Below are 18,397 nucleotides of genomic sequence, written 5' to 3'. Positions count from 1 at the left end.
GTTCAATCGTCGCGGGTGAGGACTTCCAGCAGTTCGATCTCGAACAGCAGATTGGAGTTGGGCTGGATGTGTGCGCCGACCTGACGCTCGCCGTAAGCCAGGTGCGCCGGCACGAAGAGCTTGCGCTTGCCGCCGACCTTCATGCCCATCAGGCCCTGGTCCCAGCCCTTTATCACCCGGCCAGTGCCGATCACGCACTGGAACGGGCGGCCCTTGTCGTACGAGGAATCGAAGACGGTGCCGTCCTCCAGGGTGCCCTTGTACTGGGTGGTAATCAGCGCTCCCTTGACCACGGCCTTGCCGTCGCCGACGACGATATCTTCGATCTGCAGTTCGCTGCTCATGGCGTTTTCCTGTAAGGCAGGTGCGGCAGGAACGCCGCGAGGGCGTGCGTTTTCGCAGGAAAGCACGACCTTTGCAAGCCGCCCGAGCGTTCAGCCCGTGGCCATTTCCCCGAGAATCCATTCGCGGAAGGCTTTGACGCGCGGATCGTCCGCGCTGGCCAATGGATACACCAGGTTGTAGGCGTAGTCCTCGGCGACCCGCACGCCCAGGGCGAACGGCTGCACCAGCAGGCCCTGTTCCAGTTCCCGGGCAACCATGGCATGGTCGGCCAGCCCGACAGCGCCGCCCTCCAGAACTGCCTGCACCACGTGGCTGGTGTCTTCGAAGGTAACGCAGCCACTGGCGTCGAAGTCTTCCACGCCGGCCGCCGCCATCCAGCGCGACCAGTCCGGCCAGGACGCACCTTCGGTTTCGCACACCACGTGGCACAAAGTGTGGGCCTTCAAGTCGCGCGGCTCGCGCAGGGGCGGGCCGTCTTCCAGCAGGCTCGGACAGCAAACCGGGACGATCTGGGTATCGAACAGGCGCTCGGCCTGCAGACCGGGGTAGCGCCCGCTGCCGAAACGAATGGCCAGGTCGATATCGTCGACGGCGAAGTCGCGCAGCTCGTCGCTGACGTCGAAGCTGAGTTTCAGCCCCGGATGCAGTGCCCGGAACTGCGGCAGGCGCGGCAGTAGCCAGTGGGTGGCGAAGCGCGCGGTGAGCGAAACCCGCAGTTGTTCCGAGGTGCGCGCCAATCGCCGCGCGCGCACGGTGGCACGGTGCAGCAGGCCGAGGGATTCCGCCGCCGCCTCCAGCAGCAGCGCGCCCGCCGGGGTCAGCTGGATGCTGCGGCTGGTGCGCACGAACAGGCAGAGGCCGAGCTGGTCTTCCAGCTCCTTGATCTGGTGGCTGACCGCCGCTGGCGTAAGGCCGACTTCTTCCGCCGCGCGGGTGAAATTCAGGTGGCGGCCGGCGGCCTCAAACGTGCGCAGGGAGCGGATGCCGGGAAAGGAGCGGCTCATTGATCTTCAAATCCTGTTTGATGATCTGTCGAGAAATACTCGTTTCTCCTGGCTTCGTCAAAGGCCGATAGTGGCTTCACTTGTTACTGAACTTGAAGATCACCGAGCAGAGGAAGCCAACGCCATGTCAGCCGCCATCCATCCCTACATCACCCAACGCAACGCCCAGCCCGCCAGCGCGGACGACCTGGCGCCCCTGGCCTTCGCAGGCTACGCGCACTTCACCGCCATGCAGGTGCGCGGCGGCGGTATCCGTGGGCTGGACCTGCATCTGGAGCGCTTGCGCAATGCTTCGCAGCGGTTGTTCGGCCAGAGCCATGCCGACGAGGAAATCCGCGCGGCCCTGCGCGCCGCGCTGGAGCAAGCGCCGGACGATACTTCGCTGATGGCTACGGTGTACTCGCCCGCCGGGGAATTCACTGTTGCCGGCCCCGAGCACCGGCCCGAGCTGCTGGTGCGCAGCGCGCCGCCGTCCGATGGGCCGCAGGGGCCGCTGTCACTGGCCATCGCCGGGCATGAGCGGGTGCTGCCGGAGATCAAGCACGTCGGCGAGATCGCCAAGACCTGGTACCTGCGCGAAGCAGTGGCTGCCGGTTTCGATGATGCGGTGTTCACCGACCATCGTGGCCGTTTCAGCGAGGCAACCATCTGGAACCTGGCGTTCTGGGACGGCGAGTCGGTGATCTGGCCGCGGGCGAAGATGCTCACGGGCACCACCATGGGCATCCTCCAGCGCCAACTGGACAAGCTCGGCGCGCGGCAGTCGTCGCTGAGCATCGACCAGCAGGACCTGCCGCGCCTCGCGGGCGCCGTGGTGATGAACTCCTGGACGCCGGCAGTGCCGGTAAACCGCATCGGTGATGTGGAAATCCCGGCGGCGCCGGAGTTCGTCGAGCTGCTGCGCCGTGCCTTCGACGCGGAGCCTCGGGTGAGGCCCTGAGGATTTGGTGGTTCGCGAGCAAGCTCGCTCCTACAAGAAAGCCGCGTGCATGACCCTGCAGGAGCGAGCTTGCTCGCGAACATAAGGTCAATCCAGATGCGCAGCGAAGCCAGTGGCGCCCTGGTTGATCTCTTCCCGCAAGGTCAGCGCGGGAATCTCATAGTCGCCGCCGTTCTGCCGGCGGAAGGGGATGGGCGTGGTGGCCTGGAGGTTATCCAGGCGCTCGCCCAGTTCCCGTTCGATCTGCGCGTAGCGTTCGGCGTCGACGCGGCTGGTGCGGTAGACCAGGTAGGGCGGCAGTACGTCAAAACCGGGGTAGTGCAGCACGCCGTGGTGAATCGGGAACAACAGGTCATCGATCGGCCCATTGATGCCGCGCGCGCTGTAGTGCGATTCCCAACCACCGGTGGTAACCACCAGCATGGCGCGCTTGCCAGCCAGATTGCCTTCGCCGTAGCGGTCGCCCCAGCGCGCGTCGGAGTGCTCGCCGACGCCATAGGCAAAGCCGTAGGCGTAGACCCGCTCGAACCAGCCCTTGAGGATCGCCGGCATGGTGAACCACCACAGCGGGAACTGCAGGATCACCGTGTCGGCCCAGCGCAGCTTTTCCTGCTCAGCGGCGATGTCGCTGCTCTGCCGACCGGCAGCATAGGCGCGCTTGGAGTCCAGCGATGGATCAAAGCGTGCCTCGGGGTCGCGATCGAGGCTGTCGGAGGCATCCAGCGTGGCTTTCCAGTTCATCGCGTAGAGGTCCGAGACCTGAACTTCATGGCCGCCGGCCCGCAGGCGACGCACGGCGAAATCCTTCAGCGAGCCATTGAGCGAGCGTGGCTCTGGGTGGGCGTAGACGATCAGTACGTTCATGAATGCCTTCCTGTGAGTCATCCGGTGAGAGGGGATGGACGCAGGATGCGGATTGCCAGGGTATAGTAGAAATGAATATCCGGTATCCCAGGTATATCAATGAATAATCTGCGCAGGCTCGACCTCAATCTGCTGGTGACCCTGGATGTGCTGCTTTCCGAGCACAACGTCACCCGTACGGCCGAGCGGCTGAACTTCTCGCAGCCCTCGGTCAGCGTGCACCTGGCCAAGCTGCGCGACATCTTCGATGACCCATTGCTGCTACCCGGTCCGCGCGGCATGCGCCCGACGGCGCGGGCGGAATCCCTGCGTGAGCCGTTGCGCATCGCCCTGGAGGCGCTGGAGCAGGCAGTGGCGCCATCCGCGCCTTTCGATCCGGCCCAGGCAGACAACACCTGGCGCATTGCCGCGACCGACTACGGCGAATCCACCATTCTGTTGCCGGCCTTGAGCGCCATCCGCGGCAGCGCGCCGGCTACTCGCCTGGCGCTACTGGAACTATCGCCGCCGCGCATCGCCCGGCAGGCGGAGCAGGGCGAAATCGACCTGGCGTTCCACACCACCGAAGGCAGCCCGCCGGGCATGCGCCGCCGCACGCTCTTTACCGAGCGTTATGTGCTGGCGGGCCGCGCAGGGCACCCCAAGCTCAAGCGCAAGCCGTCCCTGGCGCAGTTCTGCCAGCTGGAGCATGTGATGGTCTCGCCCGATGGCGGCGGTTTCAGTGGCCTGACCGACGAAGCGCTGGCGGCGGTGGGACTCAGCCGGCGCGTAGCCTTGTCGGTACCGCACTTCCTTTTCGTCATCTCGGCGCTGGCCAGCAGCGACCTGGTCGCTATGGTCCCGGCGCGACTGGTGCGGGATAACCCGGCGCTGCGCGTGGTGGAAGCGCCGGTGGAGGTACCGGGTTACGAGATGTCGATGCTATGGGACGAGCGTTCGCACCGTGACCCGGCACATCGGTGGTTGCGCGAGCAGATTGCGGCATCAGTCTGAGCGTTGGTGCTTTTGTAGGAGCGAGCTTGCTCGCGAACCACCGCCCAGCACCGAAGTGGTCGGGGAGTTCGTGTTCGCGAGCAGGCTCGCTCCTACAGGTAGCTCCGGCGAAGTGCCGCGCGCTCTTCGGGAGGCGGCGCGTCAGGTCACCGGGTAAACCGCGTCCGCAACAGGTACTGCAGCGAAGCGGCCAGCGTCTGCCCATGGCTCATGCCATCGAAGGCATGGAACCGGGCCTGCATGCCCGGCACCTTGGCGACGTCGTCCACCAGTTGCTGAGCGGCGCGGGGAGCGCTGGGGGTGATGTCTTCGCGCGGCTTGAAGGGCTCCTCGCCGCCGCGCATCAGCAGTAGCTGCGCGGAATGTCCGGCCAGGCGCTGGGCGAAGCCAGTCTGCTCCTTGAGGATGGCGCCGTCGCCCCACCACAGCGAAGGGCTTGCCGGGGCGTAGAAGTTGAACTGCTGCGGCCGGGTTAGCAGCGCATGGAGCGTCAGCAGGCCTCCGTAGGAATGGCCCCAGAGGGTCTGCTGCGAGCGGTCGATGGGTGCCTGGGCATTTACCGCCGGGAGCATGCGGTCGCGCATCAGGTCAAGGAAGGCATCGGCGCCGCCGCTGGGGTCGCCGGTAAGCGGGTCTTTCTGCTCGGCGAGCTCCGGGCGTGGCGGGGTGTAGTCGCGGGTGCGGCCGGCGCGGTCGAGGCGCAGGGGTGTCTGGTAACCCACGGCGACCAGCAATGGGGCCTTGCCGTTGTTCAGGTCGGCCAGCAGCTTTTCGTCCAGCGCGCCGATGGCGGCGTTGCCGTCGAGCATCCATACCAGCGAATAGCCGGCAGCAGGCGCGGGTTGGTTCGGGCGGGCGATCCACAGCTGGTAGTGGCGCTGGCCGTCGGCGGAGTCCAGCTTCAGCTCGCTGAAGCGGTAGGCCAGGTCGTTGCGCTGCAGCAGGTGGGTGTCCATTTTCTGATCGGGGGCAGGCGCGGCGTGCGCTGCCAGCCCCGGCACGGCGAGTGCCAATGCCAGGGCCAGGAGGCGAAATCTCATCAGGCTTTTTTCTCGTTCTACGAATCAGAAGGACGCGGTGAGGCTGGTGTACAGCGTGCGGCCCGGCTCGTTGTAGGTGGCGGCGCCGGCGCCTTCGATGTTCGCCACGCCCTGGGCGTTGCCTTCACGGAACAGGCGCTTGTCGAAGACGTTGTCCACCCCGGCGGTGAAGCTCAGGTTCTTGGTGAACACGTAGGTGCCGCTCAGCCCGGCGATAGCGTAGGGCGAGAGCTGGTTGTTGGCGCTGCCGGTGACACGGTCGCCGTGGTAGTCGTACTTCTTCGGCTTCTGCTTGCCGTACCAGGCGACGCTGGCCTGCAGCGACAAGGCGTCGGTGGCCTGCCAGTCGAGCATGGAGTTCAGGGTGTACTTCGGCGTTACCGAGAGCACGTCGCCGGTTTCCTTGTTCTTGGATTGCAGCATGTAGGTGAAGTTGTTGCTCCACTTCAGCTGTTCCATCAGCGGGATGGTCAGGGTGCCTTCCAGGCCCTCGACCAGCGCCTTGGGCACGTTCTCCCACTGGTAGATCGCCGCGTTGGCGTAGCTGCCGGTGCCGCCGGTAGCCTGATCGATGGGCGACAGGCCCGATTCGATCTTGTTCTTGTAGTCGTTGCGGAAGTAGGTCAGGCCGGCGATCAGGCCGTCCTGGTTGAACTCGATGCCCAGCTCCTTGTTGACGCTGGTTTCCGCCTTGAGGTCTTCGTTGCCCTGCAGGTAGCAGCTGGTGGTCTGGCCGTAGCAGCCCTGGCCTCGGCTGTAGAGCAGGTAGTCGGAGTTCAGCTGGTACAGGTTCGGCGCCTTGTAGGCGCGGGCGATGCCGGCCTTGAGGGTGACGCTGTCGGTCAGCGCGTGGGACAGGTTCAGCGACGGGCTGAAGTTGTCACCGACGATGCTGTGGTGATCCCAGCGCAGGCCCGGGGTGAGCATGGTGCCGGGCAGCAGTTCGATGTTGTCCTCGGCGAACAGCGAGAAGATCTGCGCCTGCGAGGACGTATCGCGGTTGGTGCTGGTGAGGCCCGGCACCGAGCCGCCTTCGCTGGTGGTCTGGGTATTGGCGCTCGGGTCGTCGAGCTTCTGCTGCACCCACTCGCTGCCCAGGGTCAGGGTCTGGTCGCGCCAGGCGTGTAACGGCAGGTTCACTTCGCCGTGGGCGGTCAGGTCGCGCAGGGTGGCGGTGTAGAAATCAGTGTTGCTGAAGATACCCTCGGTGCCACCGGCCAGGCCTTCGTTGATGCGACTGTTGCGGGTCTTCTCGTACTGCAGGTAGGCCATGGAACTGCCGAAGTCCCACTCGCCGCGGTGGGTGATCGAGTAGTTCTCGCGGTACATGCGGTTGGTCTCGTGACCGAGCATGGATTTCACGTTGGCGTTGCTGTTGGTGTTCTGGGTATCGCCGGTGTAGATGTTGCCCTGGCGGCTGAAACCGGCTTCGAAGTCGAGAGTCTGCTCGGGCGTCAGGTGCCAGCTGAGCAGGCCGTTGACGTCCTTGTTGCGCACGCCTTCGCGACCGGCGGGCAGGGTGCCGGCCTGGTTGCCGGTGCGGTTGGATTCGTGGCCGGCGTTGATGTCCCAGTCGTCCGAGTCGGTCTTGGCGACGTTGCCGTAGACGCGGTAGCTCAGGGTATCGGTCAGCGGGCCGTTGAGGCCGAAGGTCATGCGCTGGGTGGCGCCTTCGTCGCTGTGCTGCGGGAAGTTGCTGTAGACGGTGACGTCACCGTGGGTTTCCTTGCCGGCCTGCTTGGTGATGATGTTCACCACGCCGCCCGCCGCGCCATTGCCATAACGCGCCGCCGCCGGGCCACGCAGCACTTCGATGCGCTCTACCTGGTCGGCCGGCACCCAATTGGTGTCGCCACGGGAATCGCGCTCGCCGCGCCAGCCGTAGCGCACGGCGTTGCGGCTGGCGACTGGCTTGCCGTCCACGAGGATCAGGGTGTTTTCCGGGCCCATGCCGCGAATGTCGATCTGGCGGTTGTTGCCACGCTGGCCGCTGGTGGAGTTGCCGGTCAGGTTGACGCCCGGCATGGTGCGGATGATCTGCGACAGGTCGCTGGCGGGCGGGCGCTTCTTGATGTCCTCGGCAGTGATGATCGACACGCCCGGCATCTGCTTGGCTTCCTCGGCGGCGGTGGCGACGATCGTTTCGCTGTCGAGTTCGACAGGCTCGGAATCGGCGCTGGCGGCCTGTACGGCGAAGGACAGCAGGCAACTGGAAAGCAGCAGGAAGGGCGGAACGAACTGCATCGGACGGGGCGACATCGGTGATCTCCGGCAACTGAAAGATCGCCAAATGATAATTACTGCTATTTGCTAGTAAAGCGCATTAACTTTCTAAACACTTGCGACGCAGTCGTGGGTCGGTGCCGCTGGGAGCAAAAGGTGCAGGCACAGGCCACGATTGCCATTTTTGCTGCCGTTCTCTGCCCACATGCGCCCGTCGGCCAGTTCGACACCGCGCCGGGCGATGGCAAGACCCAGGCCGAATCCGCTGGACTCGGAGGGCTGCAGCCGCTGGTAGGGCTGGAAGATGCGTTCGAGGTCTGCCTCGGCGACGCCAGGCCCGTCGTCGCTGATGCACAGGTGCCAGAAGTTGCCCTCGCGCCAGCCGTCCAGGCGCACGCTGCCACCGCGCGGGGAGTGGCGGATGCCATTGCGCAGCAGGTTCTCGATGGCCTGGGCAAAGCTGTCCAGGTGCACCTGCACCACGCAGTCGGTGCCCAGCGAGCAGGGCAGACGCGCGGCCTCCCAGCCGCTTTCGAAGCAGGCGTCCTCGCACAGCGCTTCCCACACCGAGAGCACCAGCACTGGTTCGCGCTCCAGCTGCGGACGCTCGGTGTCCATCCAGGCCAGGTCCAGGGTGTCTTCCAGCAGGCGCTGCATGTCGTTGATCTCGCGGTCCAGCCGCTCGCGCAACTGCTGCGCAGGCAGGTCGCTGTCGTGGGCGATGCGCAGGCGGGCCAATGGAGTACGCAATTCATGGGACAGCGTGCGCAGAAGCAGTCGCTGCTGCGCCAGGCTGTGACGAAGCCGATCGGCCATGTGATCGAAGGCCAGCGCGAGCTCGCCAAGCTCGTCACGGCGGTGGGCCAGCGGCGTGCCCGGTCCTTCGCTGTCCAGGTCGTCCGCGCGCAAGGCATCGGCGCGGGCACGCAGCCGGTTGAGCGGCAGCACCAGGTGCCGATAGATCAACAGGCCGAGGAGGGCGGCCAGGAGGGTCGGAACCACGCCGTGGCTGAACAGGTGCGTCCAGGGCGTCAGCCCGCCGGGTAGCAGGCGTTCGGGCAGTTGCATGACCAGTCGGCCGCGCTCGGGGTGTTGCGCAAACTCGATGCTGACGTAAGGCAACTCGTCCTGCAGGCGCCGGCTCATCGGCCAGTCGAGCTTGCGCATGAACGTCAGGTGGCTGGATTCTTCCGCCGTCAGCGGCGTAGTGCCCAGGCTCTGCAGGTGTTCACCGATCACCGCGACCCAGGTGTCTTCGGCGGCGGACAGCTCCCGACGGAAGCGCTCGACACCTTCTGCGCCGTGCTGGTCAACGACCCTCTCCGCCTGCTCAGCGTAGCGCGCGAGGTACTCGCGATCGGCTTCGCCCAGGAAGTAGGTGCTGCGCTCCAGCGACAGGCCCCAGGTCCAGATCAGCCAGGTGAGCAACAGGCAGAAGCCGACCTGCAGTGCGGCGATTTTCCACAGCAGCGGATGACGGCGCATCAGTGACGTTCCGCGTCCACCAGGATGTAGCCCTGGCCGCGCACAGCCTGGATCTGTACCTGTTGCGCGCCGATTGCGGCCAACTTGCGGCGCAGGTTGCAGACGTGCACGTCCAGCCCGCGGTCGAGGCGGGTGTAGGCGCGGTGCAGCACGCTCTGGTAGAGGAAACTCTTGCTCAGCGCCTCGCCGGCGTGGGCGTTCAGCGTGGCCAGAAGGCGGTATTCGGAGTTTGTCAGGCCGGCGTGTTCACCGGCGCGGGAGACGTCCTGCAGTTCATCGTCAAACTGCAGCGAGCCTTGTGGGCGCGGAGCGGATCGCGCGCGATCCAGATCGACCCGGCGCAACAGCGCATCGATGCGCGCATCCAGCTCCGCCAGGCTGAAAGGCTTGGGCAGGTAATCGTCGGCGCCACGGGTGAAACCGGTGATGCGGTCCTGTTCCGCGCCAAGGGCGGACATCAGCATCACCGGCGTAGCGCGATGGCTGCGCAGGGTGTCGAGCAGGGACAGGCCATCGACGCCGGGCAGCATGATGTCCAGCAGGACCAGATCGAAGTCGTTCTGGTGAACGGCTACGAGGCCCTGGTCACCGTTGGCGCAGGTGGTGACGGAAAAGCCGCGCTGACAGAAATGGCGTTCGAGGTCCAGGCGAAGACGGGAATCGTCCTCCACCAGCAGAAGTGAAGGGGACACGGTAAACCTTGATGAGAGTTTCTTTGATGCGAATGTTTAGCATTTGCAAATATCTCATCTCTCCCGGTCGGAAGGCAATGGCAATCTGCCGCGAGGCCCTCAGACCCAGCGTCGTACCCGGCTGCAGAAGGCGTCGAACTCCGCGCCGAACAGTTCGCGCAACGCTCTTTCCTCGGGGCGGATCTGGAATCGCCCGATGTAGAGCACGAAGGCGGCGACACCGAGCACCGCCAGTGCCGAGCCGAGGAACACGCACCAGCCCAGCAGAATGATGGCGAAACCCAGGTACATGGGGTTGCGGGTGTGCCGGTAGATGCCGGCAATCACCAGTGCGGAGGCGCTTTCCGGTTTCAGCGGGTTGACCGTGGTGTGGGCGCGGCGGAAGGACGCCACGCCCGCCAGACAGACCGCGACGCCACCCAGTGCTACCAGCAGGGCCAGCCACAGACGGCTGCCCGGCGCCGTGATCGGGCGAACCGCCAACCACATCAGCAGGCCGCTGATGAACGCCACCAGGGGCGGGGGAATACGGTGTTCCAGCCAATCCATGCTCGGTCTCCGGGCCAGTGCGGCCATCTCCAGTGAGGTGCCAACACTAGCCCAGATTGCTTTCCTTAGCGCGCCTCAGCGCGGCCGACGTACCGCGCGCACCTTGCCGCTGTTGCCGCCGCCGCAGTAGAAACGCTCGCCGCCATCCGCTTCCAGGCCGGATACATGCACACCGTCGGGCATGTCCAGTTGCTCCAGAACCGCGCCAGATTGTGGGTCGATGCGGCGTAGCTCGCTGTAGGTCGCTTCTGGTTCCCATGTACCGTGCCAGAGTTGGCCTTCGACCCAGGTCACGCCGGTGACGAAACGATTTGAATCAATCGTGCGTAGGACTTCACCGGTTTCCGGGTCGATCTGATGAATCTTCCGTGCGCGGTACTCGCCGACCCAGAGCGAACCCTCCGCCCAGGCCATGCCTGAATCGCCGCCGTTGCCCGGCGCGGGAATGGTCGAGAGCACCTTGCCGCTCGCCGGGTCGATCTTCTGGATGCGGCTTTCGGCGATCTGGTACAGGTGCGCACCGTCGAACGCAGTGCCGGCGTGGGCGGGAACTTCGATGGCGCGCTCCAGGTGGCCGTCCTTCGGGTCCAGGCTCTGCAGGCGCTCGCCCACTGCGAACCAGACGCGCTGGCCGTCGAAGGTCAGGCCGTGGACGGTACTGACGCCGGGGAAGGGGCCGTATTCCTGCAGAACCTGCGCCGGGGATTGCTTGTAGTGAGTGGTCATGGTGTCGCCCTGCATGTGTGGATTGGAGCCTTCAGCCTATTCAGGCACCGAAGGGCGCGGGGAGTAACAAGGTCGTCGCGAATCCTGGCGCGGGCGGCAGTGTCCAGCGTCGCGCGCGCCCTTGCCCCAGCGCCTGTACCCGACGAGTTTCGGCCAGTGCTTCGAGGGTGCGTTGAACGCTGCGCTGGCTGGTATCCAGCGCCAGTGCAAGGGCCGAACTGGACCAGGCCTGGCCATCGCTGAGCAGCGCCAGCACTTCAGCGTTGGCGTCCTCCAGCGGCGGCGCAAGGACCACCGGATTGGCGGCAACCAGCACATAGCCACGCGAAGTCGACTGAATCCCCGCCAAAGGCTGTAGCAGACGCCGCAGACGGCCCATTTCCACGCGCAGGCGCGCCCGGTGGGTTTCATCCGGCTGGCGGGTGCGGAACACCCGGCCGATCAGTTCGACGCGTGACACATCAACGGGCCAGGCTTCGGCCAGCGCGCGGGCGAGGGCGAAAAGTACCGGGCGGCTGCCCAAGGCAAGATCACCAATACGATTGCGGCAGGCGTCGATCACCAGGGCATCGGAGCGCAGCAGGCTTTCCACTTCATCCAGCGACAGCAGGCGCGTGGTTTGTCGGTCGATGCGCCGGGCTGCCGGCGCATCAAGAATGTGCACCGCCTGATCCACCTCTGCACACAGGGCTGGAATGCCCGATGCTGCAGCCGCGTCGGCAGCCAGGCGCAATGTGGTTCGCGCCTCGCCTGCTTGCAGCCGGCGAACGGCGAGGCCGGCAGCGATCAGCCAATGCACCGTGCGCAGAGGCGCGGGTAGCGAACCCGGTTCCAGCGAGCCCAGCAACGTGTCGGCTTCATCGAGCTTGCCGATCAGCAGCGCACGGCGGATCAGCAGGTAGCGGGCATGGGCGGCATTGATCCTGTCGCCGTGGCTCTGTAGCACCTGCGCCGCCTGCTCCAGCGGTTCGGTCGGCCAGTTCAGCTCGCGGCTGGCCAGCGCCACTTCCGCCTCGGCCACCCGGCAGCGGGCGCGCTCCATCGGTTCGTGGGCGCCAAAGGCGCGGGCGGCGCGACGCAGCAGAGTGCGGGCGAGGGGAAATTCGCCCAACTGGGCCATGGCGATGCCGCGCAAGGCCAGCGCTGGCGGGTCCTCGCGCAGCGCCACGCGGTTCAGCGCGCCCAGTGGGTCGCCCGCCGCCAGGGCGCTGGCCGCCGCCGTGATCAGCGAATCCATGGAAATCCTGCCAACTTTGTCACTCCCGTCCCCCGACGCCCGCTGCCTAGTCTATGCCATGCCCATCGAGCCGCCGTTGGCGGAGGAGAACTGTCATGACTGCCCATCCCACCGCCACCCGCGAAGAATGGCTCACCGCGCGCCTGGAACTGCTGGCTGAGGAAAAGGCCCTGACCCGGCGTAGCGACGAGCTGGCGCGCAAGCGCCAGGCGCTGCCCTGGGTGTTGATCGACAAGGACTACCGTTTCGACACCGAGCAGGGGCCGGCACGTCTCGCGGACCTGTTCGCCGGCCGCTCGCAGTTGCTGGTCTACCACTTCATGTTCGGCCCGGACTACCGCGCCGGCTGCCCCTCCTGCTCAAACATCGCCGATGGCTTCGACGGTTACGCCACCCACCTGGCGAACCATGACGTGAGCCTGGTGGCGGTGTCCCGCGCGCCACTGGAAAAGCTGCTGGCCTACCGCCGACGCATGGGCTGGAGTTTCCCCTGGGCGTCATCCCACGGCAGCGGCTTCAACTATGACTTCAACGTGTCCTTCACCGAGGCGCAGCAGCGCGGCGGGGAAGTCGACTACAACTTCCGTCGCGAAGGCCCCATTACAGGCCCTGCACCGGCCCCCGTGGTGGAAACGGCCGCCTGCTGTGGCACTGATGTGGCGACCTTCACCCGCGATATGCCGGGCATGAGCAGCTTCGTTCGCGAAGGCGGCAACCTCTATCACTGCTACTCCACCTACGCCCGCGGCCTGGACTCACTGTGGGGCCTGTTCCAGTGGCTCGACCGCGCGCCGCTGGGGCGCAATGAGCAGGGTATGTGGTGGCGGCGGCACGACGAATACGAGGCCGGACGCTAGGCAGCACGTCAGTTGGCTGCGCGGCGAAATGCGCCTGGCTGCTGTCCGGTCGCCTTGCGGAAGGCACGGGTGAACGCCGCGATGGACTGGTAGCCCACGGCAGCCGCGACTTCCGCCACGCTCTGGTCGGCCTTGAGCAGCCGGCACGCCTGGCCCATGCGCAGGGCCAGCAGTACCTGGCCGGGCGATTGCCCGCAGGTTTCGTTGAAGCGCTTGAAGAAGGCCGAACGCGACAGGCCCGCGCAGGCCGCCATGTCTTCCAGTGTCCAGGGCAACTGTGGTTGCTGGATCATCCGCTCAAGCAGGCTGGCGAACTGCGGTTGGCGAGCGAGGGCGACCAGCCCGCCGAGGGATACGTTGGCCACGACCTGCTGCCGCAGCACGTAGAGGAACAGCAGATGGCTCAGCCGTTCGAGCATCTGCTGCGACGGCGCGGGCTGCCGCTGGCATTCCTCCAGGATCAGCTCGAACAGACTGCGCGCGGCCCGCTGGGACGGCTCCTCGGCACGCAGCACGAGGAAGGCGGGCAGGGCGTCGATGATCAGCGCCGACAGCCCCGAATCGAACTGGAAGAACCCGCAGACCAGCCCCACGCCATCCTCGGCCTGCAGCTCCAGCGCGGTCATGCTCTGGCGCGGCTGGCAAGCCGCCTCGTCGGCACTGGATTCGTTGGACAGCCGATATGGCACATCGCGCAGGATGAACACCGCGTCACCGCTATCCAGCCGACAGGGCGCTTCGTCTTCCAGGTGCAGCCAGCAATGCCCTTGCACCACCAGGTGGAAACTGGCCCGCGCCAAGCCATGCGTCGATGCGTGCCAGCCGCCGCAATAGCGTCCCACGTGAAACAGGCTCGCGCTCAGTTCGAGGTTGTCTAATAACCAATCAACGAGGGGGCTGGACGAAATCATCTAATGGAAAGACTCATGAGCAAGTGATAGCGACTTTAGAATATTGAATGGATTTCTTATTACCAACAGACTTTTTCGACACCCCATTTCAACGGAGTCGAACCATGTCCCGCCTGCCCATCCAGACCCTCGACAGCGCCCCGGAAGCTGCCAAGCCGTTCCTCGAGAATGCCCTCAAGGGGTCCGGCTTCATCCCCAACCTGCTGGGAGTGCTGGCCAACGCGCCGGCCGCGCTGGAAACCTACGTCACCGTTTCCGGCCTCAACGGCAAGTCCGACCTGGGCCTGCCCGAGCGCGAAGTGGTCCAGTTGATCGCCGCCACCACCCACGGCTGCGACTTCTGCGTAGCCGGGCACACGGCGGTGGCCTTCAACAAGGCCAAGCTGCCCGAGGAAGTCATAGCCGCCCTGCGCGAACAGCGCGAGCTGCCCGATGCGCGCCTGGAGGCCCTGGCCGCGTTCGCCCGTGAATCCATCGCCACCCGCGGCGCGGTCAGCGATGCTGGCCTTGCGGCCTTCCGTGCTGCCGGCTTCAGCGATGGCAATGCGCTGGAAGTGCTGCTGGGTATCAGTCTGGCGACCCTGTGCAACTTCGCCAACGTGCTGGCCCAGACCCCGCTGAACCCCGAGCTGGGCAAATACCGTTGGGAAAAGGCCACCCACTGATTTCGTGTGACCGGGCGGCAGCCGCCGCCCAAGCAAGGAGAGCGAAATGCTCGACCCGACCCTGAGCCGCTGGCTCGACGACCATGCCGAGGGCCTCGACCTCGGCCATACCGACCCGCAGAGCGTACTGCCGCAACTGGCTGCCGCCGGGCTGTTCGCCATCGGTGTGCCCGAAGAGCGCGGCGGCAATGGCGGCAGCGTGCTCGATGCGATCGACGCCATTGCCGATGTGGCCGGCCATTCGCTGACGGCCGCCTTCGTCTTCTGGGGCCAGCGCGCCTTCATCGAATACCTGTTGCAGAGCCCCAATCGCGTGCTGGGTGACCGCCTGCTCGGCGAACTGCTCGACGGCAGCCTGGCCGGCGCTACCGGGCTGTCCAACGCCATGAAGTTCCTCTCGGGCATTGAACGCCTGCAAGTGAACGCGACTTCGACCGGCGATGGCTGGAGCCTCGATGGTCGGCTGCACTGGGTGACCAACCTGCGCAAAGGGCGCTTCGTGGTGGCGGCGGCCATCGAACGAGAGGGAGCGGCACCGCTGGTGGCGGCGATCCCGTCGGACCGCGTGGGCCTGACCCGCTCTGACGATCTGCAACTGCTCGGCCTGCAATCGAGCAACACCGCTGCGCTGGATTTCTCAGCGGTCGATCTGCCGCGCGACTGGCTGCTGCACGAGGATGCCCGCCAATACCTGCCACGCGTGCGCCCGGCCTTCCTCAGCCTGCAATGCGCCATGAGCATTGGCCTGACCCGCAAGGCCCTGGAGTCCGTGCGCGAGCACCTGAGCGACCGTCGTTCGGTGCTGTGCGAAGAACAGCAGCGTCTGGCCGATGAGCTGGACGAGAAGGTTGCACGCTTGCGCGAAGGCCTGCTCGATGGCGCCTTTCTGACCGAGCCGGCGCGGTTGTTCCGCATCCGCATCGGCCTGGCCGAGGGTGCAGCTGCCGCTGTTCAGCTGGAACTGCAGGCCAGCGGCGGCAAGGCCTACCTGACCGAGCACGGCGCGGCCTTTGCCCGGCGCTGGCGTGAGTCGGCCTTCGTGCCCATCGTCACGCCGAGCCTGGTGCAACTGCGCACTGAACTGCAGAAGCAGGCCAGGGCATGAACCGAGCGATCCTGCAGGCCAGCGACGTTGCCCTGGGCTATCCCGGAGACAACGGTTGGCGCAGCGTGCTGGAAGGCTTCGCCCTGGAGCTGGCTCGCGCAGAGGTGGTCTCCATCCTCGGCCCCAGCGGCGTCGGCAAATCCAGCCTGCTGCGGGTGCTGGCCGGCTTGCAGAAGCCGGCGGCTGGCGTCGTGCAAATGCTCGGTCAGCCGATCGACGGCCCGCACCCGCGCGTTGCGGTGGCCTTCCAGGACCCGAGCCTGCTGCCATGGCTGAACCTGACGAAGAACGTCGCCTTCGGCCTGGACTTCGCCCGCCAGCCGAAGCTGGACAAAGCCACCCTGCAAGCCCGTGTGGACGAGGCAATTGCCTCGGTTGGGCTGGGCCATGCCCGCGACTTCCTGCCAGCACAACTCTCCGGCGGCATGGCCCAGCGCACCGCGCTGGCCCGTTGCCTGGCGCGGCAGCCGCAGGTGCTGCTGCTCGACGAACCCTTCGGCGCGCTGGACGAGGTGACCCGCGCCGATATGCAGCAATTGCTGCTGACAGTCATCCACGAGCGGCGTACCGCCGCCGTGCTGATCACCCATGACATCGATGAAGCGCTGCTGCTTTCCGACCGCATCCTGCTACTGGGTGACACCCCGGCGCGGACGCTGGGCGAATGGCACATCGACCTGCCGCAACCCCGTGCGGAGCTGGTCGAGGAACTGGGCGCCCTGCGGGTCGACATCCTCAAAACCCTACGGCGGGCGAGCCGCACCCACGCAAACAACCCTTCTGCGCAGGAGCCTGCCCATGTGCCTGGACGACCCCACACACTCCCGACGTGACATTCTCAAACTCGGCGCGCTGCTCACCGCCGCCGGTGCGTTGCCACTGCTGACCAGCCTGCAGGCGCGCGCCGCCAGCGAACCGGACGCACCGGTGCGCATCGGCTACCTGCCGATCACTGACGCCACGCCGCTGCTGGTCGCCCACGCCAACGGCCTGTTCGACGCAGAAGGCATCAAGGCCGAGCGCCCGGTGCTGCTGCGCAGCTGGGCACAGGTGATCGAGGCGTTCATTTCCGGGCAGGTCAACGTCATCCACCTGCTGTCACCGATGACCGTCTGGGCGCGCTACGGCAGCAAGGTTCCCGCCAAGGTGGTGGCCTGGAACCACGTCGGCGGCTCCGGGCTGACCGTGGCACCGGACATCAGCGACGTGAAGCAGCTGGGCGGCAAGACCCTGGCGATTCCGTTCTGGTACTCGATCCACAACGTGGTGCTGCAACAGTTGTTGCGTGACAACGGCCTGCAGGCGGTAGGCAAGCCAGCCAACGCCGCGCTGGCCGCCAATGAGGTCAACCTGGTGGTGCTGCCGCCGTCGGACATGCCTCCGGCGCTGGCCGCCAAACGCATCGCCGGCTACATCGTCGCCGAGCCGTTCAACGCCCTCGCGGAGAACCTCAAGGTCGGGCGCATCCAGCGCTTTACCGGCGATGTCTGGCGCAACCATGCATGCTGTGTGGTGTTCATGCATGAGCACGATCTGAACAACCGCCCGGAGTGGTCGCAGAAAGTGGTCAACGCCATCGTCAAGGCGCAGCTATGGACCCGCGACAACCGCGCCGAGGCGGCCAAGCTGCTGTCCAAGGACGGCGAGAACCGCTACACGCCCCACGCGCCGGAGGTGCTCGGCCGTGTACTGGCGCCGGCCGCCCGCGAACGCCAGCAGTACCTGGCTGACGGCGCCATCCGCCATGCCGACTGGCACGAGGAGCGCATCGACTTCCAGCCGTATCCGTTCCCCAGCTACACCGAGGAATTGGTGCGCCGCCTGAAGGACACACTGATCCAGGGCGACAAGGGCTTCCTCGCCGCACTGGAGCCGACACAGGTAGCCAAGGACCTGGTGGACGATCGCTTCGTGCGCAATGCCATTGCCAGCGTGGGCGGCTTGAGCGCCTTCGGCTTCCCCGATAGCTTCGAGCGCAGCGAGGAGATCACCACGTGACACCCGTTGTACTTTCCACGCGCCGCCACTGGGCGCTGGGCCTGGTCGGGCTCGCCATCCTGCTCGGCTTGTGGTGGCTCGGTGTGCGCCAGTTCGGTGGCGATGGCCTGGGGCAGCTGTTCTCGCCCCAGGCGACCTTCACCAGCCTGGGCGAGCTGCTCGCCCGGCCGGAGCTGTACGAGCATGTGCTGGTGAGCCTGAAACGGGTACTGCTGGGGCTGCTGCTGGCTCTCGCCGTCGGCGTACCGCTGGGCTTGCTGGTAGGCGCCTCGCGTCACCTGGAGGCGGCGACCACGCCGGCTTTCCAGTTCCTGCGGATGATTTCGCCGTTGTCGTGGATGCCCATCGCAGTAATGCTGATGGGCGTGGGCGACTCGCCGATCTACTTCCTGCTGGCGTTCGCTGCGGTCTGGCCGATCCTGCTCAATACCGCCGCCGGCGTGCGCCAGCTCGATCCGCGCTGGCTGCAGTTGTCGAGGAGTCTCAGCGCGACGCCGTTCGAGACGCTGCGCAAGGTCATCCTGCCCGGCGTGCTCGGCCATGTGCTGACGGGCGTACGCCTGGCCATCGGCATTCTCTGGATCGTGCTGGTGCCCTGCGAAATGCTCGGCGTCAGCGCGGGACTGGGTTACTACATCCTCGACACGCGGGATCGCCTGGCCTACTCGGAGCTGATGGCCATGGTGTTGCTGATCGGCGTGCTGGGCTTCGCCTTGGATGCAGTGGCGCGCAGCCTGTATCGGCGACGGGGGTGATGGGACCT

General features: G+C 66.1%; 19 protein-coding genes. 8 read left to right on the top strand and 11 right to left on the bottom strand.

Features of this window, described 5'->3' with window-relative positions:
- Positions 1 to 2: 2 nt before the first annotated feature.
- A complete protein-coding gene (locus ACNFH5_RS24560) occupies positions 3 to 344 on the bottom strand; it encodes an FKBP-type peptidyl-prolyl cis-trans isomerase (RefSeq protein WP_416750522.1) in 342 nt (113 codons plus the stop codon).
- Between the two features lie 90 nt (positions 345 to 434).
- On the bottom strand, positions 435 to 1,349 hold the full coding sequence (gene gcvA, locus ACNFH5_RS24555) for a transcriptional regulator GcvA (protein WP_416750520.1): 915 nt from the start codon (positions 1,347 to 1,349) through the stop codon (positions 435 to 437).
- Positions 1,350 to 1,473: 124 nt separating this feature from the next.
- Here gcvA and ACNFH5_RS24550 point away from each other — a divergent pair, with 124 nt between their 5' ends.
- Entirely contained in the window at positions 1,474 to 2,289 is an 816-nt protein-coding gene (locus ACNFH5_RS24550) for an aminotransferase class IV family protein (RefSeq protein ID WP_416750518.1), read from the top strand.
- Between the two features lie 87 nt (positions 2,290 to 2,376).
- Here ACNFH5_RS24550 and ACNFH5_RS24545 read toward each other — a convergent pair whose 3' ends face one another.
- Entirely contained in the window at positions 2,377 to 3,153 is a 777-nt protein-coding gene (locus ACNFH5_RS24545) for an NAD(P)H-dependent oxidoreductase (RefSeq protein ID WP_416750516.1), read from the bottom strand.
- Positions 3,154 to 3,252: 99 nt separating this feature from the next.
- Here ACNFH5_RS24545 and ACNFH5_RS24540 point away from each other — a divergent pair, with 99 nt between their 5' ends.
- Positions 3,253 to 4,146: a LysR family transcriptional regulator gene (locus ACNFH5_RS24540; RefSeq protein ID WP_416750514.1), complete on the top strand. Its 894-nt coding sequence runs from the start codon at positions 3,253 to 3,255 to the stop codon at positions 4,144 to 4,146.
- 146 nt (positions 4,147 to 4,292) lie between these two features.
- Here ACNFH5_RS24540 and ACNFH5_RS24535 read toward each other — a convergent pair whose 3' ends face one another.
- The 7 genes from ACNFH5_RS24535 to ACNFH5_RS24505 form a co-directional block, all read right to left on the bottom strand.
- Positions 4,293 to 5,186: an alpha/beta hydrolase gene (locus ACNFH5_RS24535; protein WP_416750511.1), complete on the bottom strand. Its 894-nt coding sequence runs from the start codon at positions 5,184 to 5,186 to the stop codon at positions 4,293 to 4,295.
- A 24-nt stretch (positions 5,187 to 5,210) separates the two neighbouring features.
- Positions 5,211 to 7,430: a TonB-dependent siderophore receptor gene (locus ACNFH5_RS24530; RefSeq protein WP_416750722.1), complete on the bottom strand. Its 2,220-nt coding sequence runs from the start codon at positions 7,428 to 7,430 to the stop codon at positions 5,211 to 5,213.
- 87 nt (positions 7,431 to 7,517) lie between these two features.
- Entirely contained in the window at positions 7,518 to 8,894 is a 1,377-nt protein-coding gene (locus tag ACNFH5_RS24525) for a histidine kinase sensor domain-containing protein (protein WP_416750509.1), read from the bottom strand.
- Complete coding sequence (locus ACNFH5_RS24520; RefSeq protein ID WP_416750507.1) at positions 8,894 to 9,586, bottom strand: response regulator transcription factor; 693 nt, start codon at positions 9,584 to 9,586, stop codon at positions 8,894 to 8,896. The genes ACNFH5_RS24525 and ACNFH5_RS24520 overlap by 1 nt, the downstream gene beginning before the upstream one ends.
- A gap of 99 nt (positions 9,587 to 9,685) precedes the next feature.
- On the bottom strand, positions 9,686 to 10,135 hold the full coding sequence (locus ACNFH5_RS24515; protein ID WP_416750505.1) for a methyltransferase family protein: 450 nt from the start codon (positions 10,133 to 10,135) through the stop codon (positions 9,686 to 9,688).
- Positions 10,136 to 10,210: 75 nt separating this feature from the next.
- Positions 10,211 to 10,861 (bottom strand): glutamine cyclotransferase, encoded by a 651-nt coding sequence (locus ACNFH5_RS24510; RefSeq protein WP_416750503.1) that lies wholly within the window; start codon positions 10,859 to 10,861, stop codon positions 10,211 to 10,213.
- Between the two features lie 40 nt (positions 10,862 to 10,901).
- Positions 10,902 to 12,098: a helix-turn-helix domain-containing protein gene (locus ACNFH5_RS24505; RefSeq protein ID WP_416750501.1), complete on the bottom strand. Its 1,197-nt coding sequence runs from the start codon at positions 12,096 to 12,098 to the stop codon at positions 10,902 to 10,904.
- A gap of 95 nt (positions 12,099 to 12,193) precedes the next feature.
- On the opposite strand from ACNFH5_RS24505, the gene ACNFH5_RS24500 reads away from it, so the two are divergent.
- Positions 12,194 to 12,955: a DUF899 domain-containing protein gene (locus ACNFH5_RS24500; RefSeq protein WP_416750499.1), complete on the top strand. Its 762-nt coding sequence runs from the start codon at positions 12,194 to 12,196 to the stop codon at positions 12,953 to 12,955.
- 8 nt (positions 12,956 to 12,963) lie between these two features.
- Here ACNFH5_RS24500 and ACNFH5_RS24495 read toward each other — a convergent pair whose 3' ends face one another.
- Positions 12,964 to 13,866: an AraC family transcriptional regulator gene (locus ACNFH5_RS24495; RefSeq protein WP_416750497.1), complete on the bottom strand. Its 903-nt coding sequence runs from the start codon at positions 13,864 to 13,866 to the stop codon at positions 12,964 to 12,966.
- Between the two features lie 104 nt (positions 13,867 to 13,970).
- Between ACNFH5_RS24495 and ACNFH5_RS24490 the strand changes: the two genes are divergently transcribed.
- Genes ACNFH5_RS24490 through ACNFH5_RS24470 form a run of 5 tightly spaced genes read left to right on the top strand, consistent with a single transcriptional unit; the run spans position 13,971 to position 18,389 of the window.
- Positions 13,971 to 14,531 (top strand): carboxymuconolactone decarboxylase family protein, encoded by a 561-nt coding sequence (locus ACNFH5_RS24490; RefSeq protein WP_416750495.1) that lies wholly within the window; start codon positions 13,971 to 13,973, stop codon positions 14,529 to 14,531.
- Between the two features lie 46 nt (positions 14,532 to 14,577).
- Positions 14,578 to 15,636: an acyl-CoA dehydrogenase family protein gene (locus tag ACNFH5_RS24485; RefSeq protein ID WP_416750493.1), complete on the top strand. Its 1,059-nt coding sequence runs from the start codon at positions 14,578 to 14,580 to the stop codon at positions 15,634 to 15,636.
- Complete coding sequence (locus ACNFH5_RS24480) at positions 15,633 to 16,469, top strand: ABC transporter ATP-binding protein (protein WP_416750491.1); 837 nt, start codon at positions 15,633 to 15,635, stop codon at positions 16,467 to 16,469. Before ACNFH5_RS24485 ends, ACNFH5_RS24480 begins: the two co-directional genes overlap by 4 nt.
- Positions 16,435 to 17,634, top strand: coding sequence for an ABC transporter substrate-binding protein (locus ACNFH5_RS24475; RefSeq protein ID WP_416750489.1), 1,200 nt, complete (start codon positions 16,435 to 16,437; stop codon positions 17,632 to 17,634). Before ACNFH5_RS24480 ends, ACNFH5_RS24475 begins: the two co-directional genes overlap by 35 nt.
- The gene (locus tag ACNFH5_RS24470; protein ID WP_416750487.1) at positions 17,631 to 18,389 is read left to right on the top strand and encodes an ABC transporter permease; all 759 of its coding nucleotides are present in this window, start codon (positions 17,631 to 17,633) and stop codon (positions 18,387 to 18,389) included. Before ACNFH5_RS24475 ends, ACNFH5_RS24470 begins: the two co-directional genes overlap by 4 nt.
- Positions 18,390 to 18,397 lie beyond the last annotated feature (8 nt).

Origin of the sequence: Pseudomonas sp. NY15435, from assembly GCF_048068295.1 — a bacterium.
In the GTDB taxonomy this organism is placed as follows: Bacteria; Pseudomonadota; Gammaproteobacteria; order Pseudomonadales; family Pseudomonadaceae; genus Pseudomonas.
Note: the sequence above shows the minus strand (reverse complement) of the source record. Positions and strands in the feature narration are given on the sequence as shown.